Annotated in this window: 15 protein-coding genes and 3 pseudogenes; 7 read left to right on the top strand and 11 right to left on the bottom strand. The window is 65.0% G+C overall.

The window, feature by feature from the left end; all coding sequences use genetic code 11:
- Window positions 1-83 precede the first annotated feature (83 nt).
- The gene (locus tag ACZ46K_RS18970) at window positions 84-938 is read right to left on the bottom strand and encodes a patatin-like phospholipase family protein (protein ID WP_464744130.1); all 855 of its coding nucleotides are present in this window, start codon (window positions 936-938) and stop codon (window positions 84-86) included.
- Window positions 939-1,020: 82 nt separating this feature from the next.
- Here ACZ46K_RS18970 and ACZ46K_RS18975 point away from each other — a divergent pair, with 82 nt between their 5' ends.
- A complete protein-coding gene (locus ACZ46K_RS18975) occupies window positions 1,021-1,614 on the top strand; it encodes a TetR/AcrR family transcriptional regulator (protein WP_464744132.1) in 594 nt (197 codons plus the stop codon).
- A gap of 408 nt (window positions 1,615-2,022) precedes the next feature.
- On the opposite strand, the gene ACZ46K_RS18980 is transcribed toward ACZ46K_RS18975, so the two are convergent.
- Both ACZ46K_RS18980 and ACZ46K_RS18985 read right to left on the bottom strand, forming a co-directional pair.
- Entirely contained in the window at window positions 2,023-2,739 is a 717-nt protein-coding gene (locus ACZ46K_RS18980) for an SOS response-associated peptidase (RefSeq protein ID WP_054806842.1), read from the bottom strand.
- Window positions 2,740-3,096: 357 nt separating this feature from the next.
- Complete coding sequence (locus ACZ46K_RS18985; protein WP_054806841.1) at window positions 3,097-3,948, bottom strand: alpha/beta fold hydrolase; 852 nt, start codon at window positions 3,946-3,948, stop codon at window positions 3,097-3,099.
- 156 nt (window positions 3,949-4,104) lie between these two features.
- On the opposite strand from ACZ46K_RS18985, the pseudogene ACZ46K_RS18990 reads away from it, so the two are divergent.
- A pseudogene (locus tag ACZ46K_RS18990) lies at window positions 4,105-4,447 on the top strand (IS256 family transposase); the annotation flags it as partial.
- Between the two features lie 293 nt (window positions 4,448-4,740).
- Window positions 4,741-5,154 (top strand): hypothetical protein, encoded by a 414-nt coding sequence (locus tag ACZ46K_RS18995; protein WP_464744134.1) that lies wholly within the window; start codon window positions 4,741-4,743, stop codon window positions 5,152-5,154.
- Between the two features lie 105 nt (window positions 5,155-5,259).
- On the opposite strand, the gene ACZ46K_RS19000 is transcribed toward ACZ46K_RS18995, so the two are convergent.
- The 3 genes and pseudogenes from ACZ46K_RS19000 to ACZ46K_RS19010 form a co-directional block, all read right to left on the bottom strand.
- Window positions 5,260-5,592, bottom strand: a complete 333-nt coding sequence (locus ACZ46K_RS19000; protein ID WP_464749518.1) for a hypothetical protein — start codon at window positions 5,590-5,592, stop codon at window positions 5,260-5,262.
- 92 nt (window positions 5,593-5,684) lie between these two features.
- A pseudogene (locus tag ACZ46K_RS19005) lies at window positions 5,685-6,050 on the bottom strand (DUF6924 domain-containing protein); the annotation flags it as partial.
- Window positions 6,051-6,141: 91 nt separating this feature from the next.
- Window positions 6,142-7,314 (bottom strand): glycosyltransferase family 87 protein, encoded by a 1,173-nt coding sequence (locus ACZ46K_RS19010; RefSeq protein WP_464744136.1) that lies wholly within the window; start codon window positions 7,312-7,314, stop codon window positions 6,142-6,144.
- A gap of 230 nt (window positions 7,315-7,544) precedes the next feature.
- Here ACZ46K_RS19010 and ACZ46K_RS19015 point away from each other — a divergent pair, with 230 nt between their 5' ends.
- Entirely contained in the window at window positions 7,545-8,330 is a 786-nt protein-coding gene (locus ACZ46K_RS19015; RefSeq protein ID WP_054806836.1) for an aminoglycoside adenylyltransferase domain-containing protein, read from the top strand.
- Here the strand turns inward: ACZ46K_RS19015 and ACZ46K_RS19020 are convergent.
- Entirely contained in the window at window positions 8,327-9,016 is a 690-nt protein-coding gene (locus tag ACZ46K_RS19020) for a DUF2716 domain-containing protein (RefSeq protein ID WP_464744138.1), read from the bottom strand. The two genes, ACZ46K_RS19015 and ACZ46K_RS19020, sit on opposite strands and share 4 nt — an antisense overlap.
- A 362-nt stretch (window positions 9,017-9,378) precedes the next feature.
- On the opposite strand from ACZ46K_RS19020, the gene ACZ46K_RS19025 reads away from it, so the two are divergent.
- The 3 genes from ACZ46K_RS19025 to ACZ46K_RS19035 all read left to right on the top strand — a co-directional run bounded on the left by ACZ46K_RS19025 (window position 9,379) and on the right by ACZ46K_RS19035 (window position 10,043).
- Window positions 9,379-9,651 (top strand): PASTA domain-containing protein, encoded by a 273-nt coding sequence (locus tag ACZ46K_RS19025; RefSeq protein WP_464744140.1) that lies wholly within the window; start codon window positions 9,379-9,381, stop codon window positions 9,649-9,651.
- Window positions 9,648-9,794 (top strand): hypothetical protein, encoded by a 147-nt coding sequence (locus ACZ46K_RS19030; RefSeq protein WP_464744142.1) that lies wholly within the window; start codon window positions 9,648-9,650, stop codon window positions 9,792-9,794. Before ACZ46K_RS19025 ends, ACZ46K_RS19030 begins: the two co-directional genes overlap by 4 nt.
- A gap of 108 nt (window positions 9,795-9,902) precedes the next feature.
- Entirely contained in the window at window positions 9,903-10,043 is a 141-nt protein-coding gene (locus tag ACZ46K_RS19035; protein ID WP_464749519.1) for a hypothetical protein, read from the top strand.
- On the opposite strand, the gene ACZ46K_RS19040 is transcribed toward ACZ46K_RS19035, so the two are convergent.
- The 4 genes and pseudogenes from ACZ46K_RS19040 to ACZ46K_RS19055 all read right to left on the bottom strand — a co-directional run.
- Window positions 9,989-10,183, bottom strand: coding sequence for a DUF3703 domain-containing protein (locus tag ACZ46K_RS19040; protein WP_464744144.1), 195 nt, complete (start codon window positions 10,181-10,183; stop codon window positions 9,989-9,991). The two genes, ACZ46K_RS19035 and ACZ46K_RS19040, sit on opposite strands and share 55 nt — an antisense overlap.
- 83 nt (window positions 10,184-10,266) lie before the next feature.
- A complete protein-coding gene (locus ACZ46K_RS19045; protein WP_464744146.1) occupies window positions 10,267-10,968 on the bottom strand; it encodes a cation diffusion facilitator family transporter in 702 nt (233 codons plus the stop codon).
- A complete protein-coding gene (locus tag ACZ46K_RS19050; RefSeq protein WP_464749398.1) occupies window positions 10,968-11,297 on the bottom strand; it encodes an ArsR/SmtB family transcription factor in 330 nt (109 codons plus the stop codon). The genes ACZ46K_RS19045 and ACZ46K_RS19050 overlap by 1 nt, the downstream gene beginning before the upstream one ends.
- A gap of 63 nt (window positions 11,298-11,360) precedes the next feature.
- Window positions 11,361-11,786, bottom strand: a pseudogene (locus ACZ46K_RS19055) (response regulator transcription factor); the annotation flags it as partial.
- Window positions 11,787-11,793 lie beyond the last annotated feature (7 nt).

Here is an 11,793-nt window from a genome sequence, read left to right on the forward strand (position 1 = left end):
GAAACGGCCACAGTTGGATCCCGTGATGGTCATCGAATAGGCCGCCGATGAGGCGCAGCATCACTCCGGGGCGTGGGCCGCGGTCAGTCCGTGATGTCGGAGCTGGTCTTCCACACGAAGCAGAGCCGCTCGGCGGCCTCGGCAGCTTGGCAAAGGCCCGCCTGATAAGCCGGCTCCCAGGTCGTCCGGTCGTTCAGGTCTGGGCCGAATGCTCGAATTGATGCCGCATCGGGCTCGATCGTCACGGCTGTGTGCGCCCCCGCGGCCATCAACTCCTTGTGCAGGTCGCGCGGAAACAGGTGTGCCTGCGGGTCGACCACGACGAGTGTGCGGGCTCCAGCAGCAAGTCCGGCGTTGGTTGCTGACCGCAGGGAACCGTCCATGTACCGGCGGCCGTTGATGGTGATCGGTGGGTAGATGCCCGGGAAGGCGGTGCTTGCCGCCACGGCGTTCGGTAGCGGTGCACCACTGGAACGGTCGAAAACCACCGGCTCACCGGTCTCGGCGTGCATCGTGGGGATGAGCAGCTTCCGGTCTGGCCATTGGTCTGTGCCGACCATGGCGGCCATCCGGGCGACATGCGCCTGCTCGGGACCGGTGTCGGCGGCGAGCGCGATCTGACCCACTCGGCGCCAGGCCTCGGCCGGGTTCGAGCCGGCATCGCCGAGCACGGCGAACGCCTCGCCCAGCCGACGCCTGTCCACCCGAGGAGGGGTGCTGTTGGAGTCGGCAGGATGCATGGGGGTGGCGAGCCGGTCGAGGTCTTGGCCGGTAGCCAGAAGTGCGGCGGTGATCGCGCCGGCTGAGGTGCCGACGATCAGGTCGGCCCCTTCGAGATCCACCCCGCCGCGGCTCAGTCCGCAGGCCAGCCCGGCCATCCAGGCCGTGCCGACGAGGCCTCCGGCGCCCAGTACGAGTGCCCGGTCGAGTGAGTACATGGCTGCCTCCTGTCATTGTTGAAACAGTCGTACCATATACTGCCGGAGGATCAGATTGGTGCTGGTGAGAGGATGATCGACAGTGGGGAGACCCCCTGACCTGGCTAGGCGGGAGCACACGCTGGCACGGGCGACCGACTACGTGCTGGCCCACGGCCTGGCAGGGTTGAGCTTGCGGCCGCTGGCTGCGGCACTCGATACCAGCCCGCGGATGCTTCTCTACGACTTCGGCAGCAAGCAAGAGCTGGTGGTCGCCGTCCTCGCCGAGGCCCGCCGTCGGGGTGCGGCACGGCTGGCCGAGCACCTCCCGCCGGAGGCAGCCTCTCCCGAGGAGCGACTGCGCGGAATCTGGGCCTGGTTCAGCGCACCGGAGCGCGCCCCGTACGTCCGGCTGATCTTCGAAGTGCACGCCGCCGCTCTCGCGAACCCCGAGAACTATCCAGACCAGGCCGAAGCGATCACGGACTGGTTCCACACGCTCGGCGCCACGTTCTGCGACATCGCCACCGGCCCTGATGACACCGTTACTCCCACGCTCGTCATGGCCGTCATCCGGGGCCTGATGCTCGATCTCACTGCCACCGGCGACCGCCACCGCACCGACCGCGCCCTGGACCGATTCTCCGAACTTCTCCGGCAGCGGCCCGAACAGCGTCAACCGATCCACAGGCATTGACAGTTACTCGCCGGATGCCAAGCAGGACCGGTGACGTCAGATATCAGAACAGTGTGTCGCGCATACGCAGGGCCGGTGCCCGGTCGGGCCGAGATGGGCCAGCTCGGCATCGATGTCGACCTCGAACGCGCCGAAGAAGTTGATGTTCACGCTGTGCGCGGGGGACACGAGGGCCAGTACCTCGTCATCGACCCGGCGGCCCTCACGCCGCATTCGAGCTCACGCCGCATTCCGTCCCGGCCTCCGACAACGTCAGATAGTCGGGGTGCTCGGTCGGGTCGATCTCGGCGTGTTCCATTCCTCGGCACCGTACCGGCCTGGTACGACGGATCGATCCCGGCGAACGGTAGCAGCGGCGCGTTCACGGAACATGGATGTGAGCGGGTCAGAGGACACGTCCCTTCGCGCTCACCCCTCGATAGGGCGCAGCAGATCCGGGGTGTTGTTGCGCGGCGAGTTCACCGCCGTACTCACCTCATACAGATCCAGATGCGGTTCCGGTACAGAGTTCAGCAGTGCGTCCACGTCGTCGCGGTCGGTCAGTGCAGGATCGAGCCACGGATCGATGAACGCATCCGGAAGGATCACCGGTGACCGGTCGTGGATCTGTCCGGCCGCGTCGGTCGCCGGCCGCGTGAGCACGGTGCACGTCCATAGCCATCGGTCCGGATCATCGTCGGGCAGACTCGGATTCGGCCACAATTCGTAGAGGCCGGCCATCGACACCGGCCCCTCGGCGTGAAGGAAGAAGGGGATCTTCTTGCCGCCCTCGTCCTTCATCCACTCGAAGTAGCCGTCCGCCGGCAACACGCAGCGGCGGCGCCCCGCGGCCGCTTTGAACGCCGGCTTGCTCGTGATCGTCTCCGAGCGCGCGTTGATCAACCGCGATCCGATCTTCGGATCCTTTGCCCACGACGGCACCAAACCCCATTTGACCTGTGATGACACCATCCGCACCGGATCAGCGTCCGGTTCGGTGCGCGGCGCGCGTTCGAGCACCACGTTCACCTGCTGCGTCGGGGCGATGTTGTAGGACGGCGGCAACTCCTCCCCCACCGCCTCGACGGCGTCGTAGGCGGCGAGCAGATCAGCTCGGGTACTGGTGCTTGCATAGCGGCCACACACAATCGGACCTCCGTCGTCGCAGGTACACCACGAACGATAGCCGTGGCCACCGACGGATCAGGAGAGCCGGCGAGAGTTTAGGGGTGTTGATCTGCGCTGATGACCCGTCCTGGCTGCCGCCGATTTCCGACTGCACCGGATGCGGTCGCAAACGTGGAGCGGATCGCAGTCTCTTGTTGATGGGCCTGCGGCGCGGACTTCGAGTAGATCGTTCCCCGCACGGACGGCGCCGACGCGTCTGGTTACAGTCGAACGATGCTGCCACCGGGATTGTCGATGCTGTGGGAATCGGCCGACCCGGAGACCGAGGGACGGCTACCTCCACCGCCTCGCATCTGCCGGCAGTTCGTCGTCAACTCATCGCAGCAGGAACTCGAGGGTGATCCGCTCGAACGCATCCTTGGCTTCGACCATCACCCAGTGCCCGCAGTTCGGGAAGACGTGCAACTCGGCGTTCGGGATCAAGCGCATCGGGATCATCGGCATGTCCGGCGGGCACTGCCGGTCGTCGCGACCCCAGGTCAACAGAGTCGGGCACTGCACCTTGCCCATCATCGACCAATAGGGCGGTCGGCCGGGGCTGGCCATCGCCTGCTGCTGCGCCTCGAAAGCCTCGGAGCCGTACATTGCGGCCAACGTCTTGTGCGACTCCGGATCGTTTGCCGACTCCCAACGTTCCTCGATCCGCTCCTCGGTGACCACGGACCGGTCGTAAACCATGCACTCGAGCCAGCGGACCAGCTTCTCGCGGCTCGGTCCGTCGGCAAAGTCCTGCAGCAGACGCGTTCCCTCACTCGGGTTCTGGCTGAAGATATTCGGACCCACCCCGCCGATCGTGACGAGCTTGTTCACCCGCTCGGGGCTCTTCATCGCCACGTTGACACCGACGACTCCGCCCATCGAATTGCCGATCATCGCGGCGGATTCGATGCCGAGGACGTCCATGAAACGGATCACCGACGACCCCGCCGTCAGCACCGGATGACCATCGACGGGATCACTCAGACCGAATCCGGGGAACTCGAGGACGTAGCAACGGAAGTGCTCCGCGAACACGTCCAGATTTCCTCGGTAGTTACGCCACCCGCTGACTCCGATGCCGGAACCGTGTAGCAAGAGCAATGGCGGTCCCTGTCCCGCCTCGTGGTATCGCAGCACCCCCTTATCGGTGGCGATCGCCCTCTTCGTCCCCTCGTAAGTCACGTCCATCCCACAACACTAGAACACGTTACATTTATGCAACCGCCGACCGTGTCCGGAACAGGCGCGCTGTTCGCCCGTGAGTTGCTGACCACGCCGCTTCGGGAGCGGATGACATCGCGTACCAGTGCTTCCACACCGCCATACCAGTCGGCGTTGCACGCCGAGGTCGACGAGAACGGGCACCGACTGGTGGTCCACAACAGCTACCACGACGAACGCGAGGTCGTGACTGCCGCCGGGCGATGACCGTGAAGGCCCCCCGTGAACGACAAGCACGCCGACCCCCGACACCAGTGAGTGCAGACGCTTCTCGTCGGCGATCCTGCCCACGTGGGCACGCAAGTCGGAGCAGGCATCCGAGATGCCGCCACTGCTGTACCTGCACGGCCTCTCAAACAGCGACTTCGGCCCGGCTTCGGAGCAGTTCCTCGGTACCGGCGCCGGCCTGCCGGCTTCCTCGATCACCCGGCTCACACCACAGTGGAAGAACGAAGCAGTGGAGTTCGGGGCTCTGTCTGCTGGCGATGGTCGGGGCACACCCCACCACATATGCGCTACCCGCAACTCGAACCACTTATCGGACACCGTGTTAGCAGCTGAGTGAACTCGCTCCAATCACCGCTGTGGTCTTTATCGGCCGAATCATCGGGATAGCACAGTATCGTCGACGACCTTCGCGTGTTTCGAGGAGAAGTCGACGATCGCGCGGACCTGCCAGCAGTGTCTCGGTGAGATTCGCCGGAGTTTCCCGTGCCGTCGTCGCATCCCGTAGATCATTTCCCCCGCTACCTTGACGGGATGAAGATGCTGCGGGTCGCGTCGATCATCTCGGCGCTGTGTACGGTGACGATCCTGTTGTTCGTCGTGCCGCCGCTTCTTCTGTCCGGTGTCGTGGAGGTCTCCAACGGGTTCGGCTTGATGGTGATGTGGCCGACGCTGATCGGCTTGCCGTGCGCATTCACCGCCTCTATCGTCGGCACTGCGTGTGTCTTACAGCGTCGCACGCGCACAGTGGCATCGGTCCTCATGACTGCCGGTCAGCTGACCACCCTCGTTTTGGGTGCAGCAATAGTCTTGTGGTCGTTGAACTTCGGCACGACCGGATGGGAACTACTCGCCCTACCGATGGCGCTGATCGGTGGTCAGGTCCTCGTCGCGGTGGGTCTGTTCTTCTGGCTCCGAACTGCTTCCGCAGTCCTCCAGGAGCCGTGACAGCTCGCCAGCGGTGGAGAGTGGGGTGGGACCGGTAGCCACTCTCCTAGATGCAGCTCCCGATCGGCGCCTGCCGACTTCGGAGACCCTGACAAACCTCGCCGCTCAGGTTGAGCGTTTGATCCACCGCATCGCTGCGAGCACCCGCAGGGTGGCCGGATCGAGGATCGCCCGCCAGTGATCATCCGGATCGCCGCTCATCAATGAGAACTGACACGACAGGACTTGGCCCCCTTTGCTGAGCGCGGCGAGGTAATCCTCGTGCCCGTACACATCCCAGTATTTCAAGTACGCCGGGAGAGGACGCCGGGACCTGTCCTTGTAGGCGAGTTGGGCATCGATGAGGGTGGCGAACACCCGAAATCCCGCCCGTGCGCGGTAATCGAACAGACCCAGGCGGAACTCCTCGAGCGATCCCGGCCACGAACCGTCGCCCATCGCTTCGAAGATTTCGTCGACCCGGACCGTGCGTTCCTGTTTTTCGGTGTACTGCGGAGAAGCTGCTCAGTAGACCTCATCGGGTCGGCCGCGGTGAGATAGTCCTCGATCTCGAGGTTGCGGATCCACAGGTTTGCCACCACATCTGAGACCGTGTGCGCTGCGATCTGCAGCCTGTGCGGAGGATTGGTGGCGGTGACGATGGTGAACGGGTGGTCCGTCTCGGTGAGGGTTCGCGTATCGGCCACGACGAAGAACTGGTATCCAGGATCGTCCTCGTTGAGGCGAGCGAGGAGCTCGTCGATGTCCCTGCCGTCGAACTCGATGTCGTCGACAATAGTCAGTGGATCTGTACGTTCGGACATATCGCCGAGGGCTGCGTGCACAACGTCGTTCCACGCCTGCTCATTGCTGTAGTCGAGCCGGAACAGCGGTACCTCGACGTCAGGGAAGGTCATCGGTGTCTCCCATCGCGATCAGACGAATCGTGTGCACGTCGCAGAGCGGTTGGCTTCGTCGCAGCGGCCGTCATCGAGAGCTGCAACACCATCAGGCCAGGGCGCCAGGAGGGGCGACGATGAACGGTGACAGAAGACGGTCCCCCGGGGCCTCACTTCGACTCTGCCCCTCCTCGACACCGGCACGCGCACGAGGACCCGCCGCAGTGAGCACCACGCAGATCGTGGCCAACAGCAGCGACCACCCCGCCGGCACCCTGAGTACCTCGGTGTGCGCCCCGAGCCCACCGACATATGTCGAGTACCAGTTCTCGTCCGCGGCGAGGGCATAGATGGCCAGCCACGCCGGCCACACCCGCACAGCAGAACCCACGAGTACGACGCTACCGACCAGCGGTAGCAGCGCGATCGAATGGTTCTCGTGGCTGCCAGGGGCGAGCAGACAACACGCGAGAACGAGGACACCACTGGCCGTGAGCAGGAACAGCACCTCGCTACCGTGCTGCCGGGAATAGGCCAGCGTCACTGCGGCAATGGCAGCGACCGCGATCACCAGCGCCAACCCCACGGTCAACCATGCAGGAAAGTGCAGGTACTCGGCCAGAGCAAAGAACGAACGCTCGGCGGCGTCGACGCCGCCGAGCGCCGAAATACCCACGCCGTCAACACCGTCGAGGCGCACCCACACCAGCGCGATGGCCGTGCTCGCGATCACGGCCGCGAGAACCACCTCGCGCCACCGGCGCTGAAGCAGCGGAACCACCAGCAGCGCCGCGAAGACCGGCATCAACGCCACGACGATCCCGAGCGCGACGCCAGCAGCGACCCGATGCCCGTGCACCGTCAGGTACAACCATGCCACCAACGCGAGCAGCACGAATGCACCGAGATCGCCCATGAGCAGAGTGTCTGTCACCGGACCGCAATAGAACCCTGCGAGCAGAAACACCGGCGCCAAGACCGACCGCATCGGGATCTGCAGCAGACGTAGCAACAACACCCACGCGCCCAGTAGCGCCAGCACGCTCAGGCCGAGTTGCACCCACCGCGCCTGGTCTGGATCGAGGATTGCCCATGGAGCGGTCAGAATGACGGCGCCGGAGCTGAGCGATTCGCTGACAGCAGATACGGTGTGCGGGTTGAGGAAACGGAACGATGCGTCGTAGAGGTCGAGGAACCGGCCGGGGGTCGGATCGGCGAGCGACCACCAGATTCGTTGTAGGACCACCATCACCACCAGCGGCCAAACGATGTACGCCGTCATTTGAGTGAACGAACGAGCAGTCTGCGGCTCCAACACACGAATCAGGGGACGCGTAGTCATATGTGCGAGGTTACGGATACCGCAGATCATCTTCATCAGGGAAGTCCGACCCTGCGAGCTGGTCGTAGTCGTGGTCGCTCAGCGGTTGGCATTACGCAGATCCAGCCGAGCCACGCGGCCGATTCCTGTGCCCGGCCGGTGAGTATGCAGTTCGCGTACGTTTGGCACCGATGGATACTGCGATCACTCCCTTGCTGGCGCACCTCGATCACGTCGACCCGGGCGGTGTCGTCGGCTTCTACCTGTACGGCTCGGCCACCGCAGGCGGACTCCGTCCGCACAGCGACCTGGATCTTCTCCTCCTGACTCGACGCACGTTGGCGAGGTCGGAGAGGCGCGGGCTCGTGAAATTACTGCTGTCACTGTCGGGTTGGCCCGGGCATTCCGTACGGTTCCCTGAGTCAGCGGATCGACGCCCCGTCGAGTTGACGTCACTGGTGCTCGCGAACGACCATCCCTGGTCTCCACCTGCCTGGCGAGACTTTCAGTATGGGGAATGGTTACGTATCGATTTCGCCGATGGTGTGCTGCCGGAGCCTTCGGAGGACCCGGATGTTCCGATCCTGTTGGCAACCGCGATCGAGAGCCACCTTCCACTTCGCGGTCCAGGCCTCGGCGATCTGATCGCTCCGGTGCCGGATGCGGTTCTGCGTCAGTCGATGTTCGATCTGTTACCCGGCATCCTCGAGGGGTTGTCCGCAGACGAGGGCGAGGAGAGACACACGCTGCTGGTGCTCGCCCGCATCCTCGTGACCCTCGAGACCGGGCGGATCGTCCCGAAGGACGAGGCTGTCGACCACGTCGCAGTCCATCTACCTGAGCCGCACGCGCTGATACTCGGGCATGCCCGTGCGAGCTACCTCGGTGAGATACCTGACGACTGGTCGGGCCTCGCCGACGAGGTTGGCGGGGCAGCTGAGTACATGGTGGCTCTCGCTCGCAGGCACTCTGTCTAGAAACGCGACCACCACAGTTTCATCCGCTCGAACCGACCCGGATCGAACCGACTCGCCCACGCGCCCGGGACGTCGGCGGGCGCAGTGAGGTCGAACGTGATCGACGGTGTCGGTTCGGCGATCGCCGGCCAATCCGGCTCGGTGAGCCCAGGCCGGAACCCGAACCGGTCGGTGAACCGATCCCAGTACGGATTTTTGTCGTCGAGTGTGGTCCAGCCCGGAGGCAGCGGGCTACCGAAGTCGAGCGTGTGCCTCATCATGGCGTGTCTCCTGTCGACGGCTGTTGCGATCGCTTGTACGGGTTCGGCGGGAGCGGGTTGACGTCGTCGCTGTCCCAGGTCACCAAGTTCGTGTCGGAAGTGTCGATGGTCTCCGGGGACGGGCAGGCACGTAGTGCACGGACGCAGTCGGCGGAGGAGCCGATGTAGGTCCACTACGACCGTCCCCGAATCCGAACCAGCAGTCCTCCGGGGTGCCGTGTGCTCGGCAAGCACCGCCGCCAGCACCGTGAACTGCTCTTCGGGCATGTCCCCGGTCTCGGGCGCGTCGTCCCAGACTGCGCCCTCACCGTCCCCGACGCAACGACTGATCCCGGCATACAGCAGGGAGAACCATTCGACGGTCGGATGGATCACCGCGCGGGTCGCTGCGGGGTTCGTTCCACCTCGGCGCGCGACCGGAGGCACTACTGGAATGTTGATGGGTCGCATCGTCTTGTTGCCCGAATGGGAAGCGCAACTCGACGTTGATCAGTTCATTGATCCGCGTGCGCATGTGAACGACCGTGTCGTCGTCCGGGATCGGGTCGTCGGTGAACAAGGTCCACCGCAGCGTGGCACTGCCGCGGGATGGTCCGGTGCTGTCGAAACGGATACGGGGCGATTCACGCCGCGGCTGCGCAGGCCGTGGCCGTCGTGCCCTGCGGCTCCACACGGAGCCCACCGCTCAAGTGCGACCAGCGGCGGCTCCGTGTCATCCTGGAAATACTCAGCTCGTGCTCAGACGCCACCGCGACCCGCTCGAGCGAGTGTCCGAAGGAGAAACGGCCATGGCCCAGAACGACGCGAAACTCGACGTCCCCGACGTGGTCGGCCTGAACGCCGACGATGCCTGCGCGATCGTGCGCGGAACGGGACTGCTGCCGGTCGGACCCGACGGGGCCGCCGCGCCGTCCAGCGGGGTGATCGTCGCCCAGGAACCTGCCGGGGAGGCCGCGGCTGCGAGCGGCACCGAAGTGGTCCTGTGGAACCAGGACAGCGGCACCCGGCACGGTGCATCGGTGCCACACCGGGACGAGTCCGCGGAGCTTGACCCGGCTTGAGTGCGGCAGGAACCCAGAGCCCGCCGCTGTTCGCCCCGATCCTCGACCGGATCGCGGCGGTATTGCCGCAGGCCGAACGGCACCTGCACTCCGGGCCGAGCATTTATCCCACACGACTCACCCGGGCGAATACGCGCAGGTGAGTCTGACCTGCGTGACCCGGTGAGGACCTGAGCATCGCTCCCCCACGAGCACCGGCCTACCGGCGATGAACTCGACGGCCACCACACCGCCCGCTCAGAACAGAAGTGATGCGGCAGTGGGGGTACCAGCAGAAGAACATCGACTGGCGCACCTTCGAACTAGGTGCGGCCAACGAATTACTCGACACCATCGACTACTCGATCACCCTCCTCTTTGCCCCACCGACAGTGGTCGACGCACTCCCGTGACGAATACCGTGCAAGGCCGGCGAGTGCGGCTCGACGAGGTTGTCGGTGTGCAGCCACGGATAAGGCCGCGACACGATGTGCGCGCGTTCCGGATGCGTCCACCGCTGCCGCGGGTCGGCGGTGCGCTTCGCTGCCGCCATCTCAGCTGGTAGAGCTGCGTGATGCCGATACCGGCGGTCGTCATGAGGGGCAACCCTTCATTTCCGTGGATGTCGAGTAGGGGTCAGTCGTCGCAGCAGGAACAGTCGTGACCTATGTCCGCCACCTGTGTGGTATTCAGCGGTGGCGGTGCGCAGCAGGTATCGCCCTTCCACGCGTTCCTACCCTCCTTCACCGCGATCACAGCGATGACGAGAGCGGCGATCGGGTCGGCCCACGACCACCCGAACACGCTATTGAGGAGCAGCCCGACCAGCAGGACCGCCGACAGGTAAGTGCATAGCAGGGTCTGTTTGGAGTCGGCGACCGCCGACCGCGAGCCGAGTTCGCGGCCGGCGCGCCGTTGCACGTAGGACAGGACCGGCATGATCGCGAGACTGGCGGCGGCCACACCGATCCCGATCGGCGAGTGCTGTGCCTCGCCGATGCCGAGCAGACCGCGGACGGCGTCGATGGTGACGTAGGCGGCCAGCGCGAAGAACGAGAGCGCGATAATTCGCAGCGCGATCTTCTCCCGTGCCGCGGGATCGCGGCCGGAGAACTGCCAGGCCACCGCCGCTGCCGAAGCCACCTCGATCACCGAATCCAGACCGAAGCCGATCAACGCCGTCGACGACACCCGGGTGCCCTCGGTCAACGCGATGATCGCCTCGATCACGTTGTAGCTGATCGTCGCCGTCACGAACCAGCGGATCCGCCGCGACAGCACCGCCTTGCGGGGCGGGCTCGGCCCCAGCATCGCCAGCGGCATCCCCGGATCCGACATCAGCAGCACTCCTCGGTTGCGGCGGCCGGGCAGCAGGCCGGGTCGACCGCGAGCACCAGTCCGACCAGGTCGTCCAGGGCCCGCCCGATGCGCGCATCAGCCAGTTCGTAGCGGCTGCGCCGCCCTTCCTGAATCGCGACGACCAGTCCGCAGCCGCGCAGGCAGGCCAGATGGTTGGACAGGATCTGCCGCGACACCCCGATCCGCTCGGCCAGGTCCGACGGATAACCCGGCCCACGGCGCAGATGCAGCAGGATCTGGGTGCGGGTCGAGTCCGACAACGCGTATCCGAAACGGGACAGCGCGTCACTGTGTAGCAGGGTGTCCATACGAGCTACAATACAGATATTGCTGTATTCAGAAACCCATGTACTAATTCTGGCGACGCCAGAGCCGATGCCGGCCACGGTGGCGATCAGCCGGGGCTCGCCGAGGCATTGGCACAGTGCCGAGACGGCGATGCACACGGCGTTGATGAAGGGGTCTGCGTTCTCATCCCACGCTCGCTCGAACAACTCTTCGGCGCTGATGGCACTGCCTTCCGCGGCGGCCAGTACTTCGAGCACAGCAAGCTCCTTCCCGGTGAGCGCAATGTAGCGGCCGTCGTGGTAGACCTCGCGGCAGGACAGAACCACACATACGCAAGCGATCTCGCGCAGAGGAGACTCGTTGTGAACACGCCTGCGGTCGAGGGCACGAAGCTGGAGCACGAGCTCGCGAAGTTCGAACAGCTTGGTGAGGTAGTCATCGGCGCCGAGCTCGAACCCGGTAACCTTGCCGTCGAGCCGGACTGCGGCGAGCATGAGAATCGGCATGCCGGCGCAT

Source organism: Rhodococcus sp. JCM 9793 (assembly GCF_055380405.1).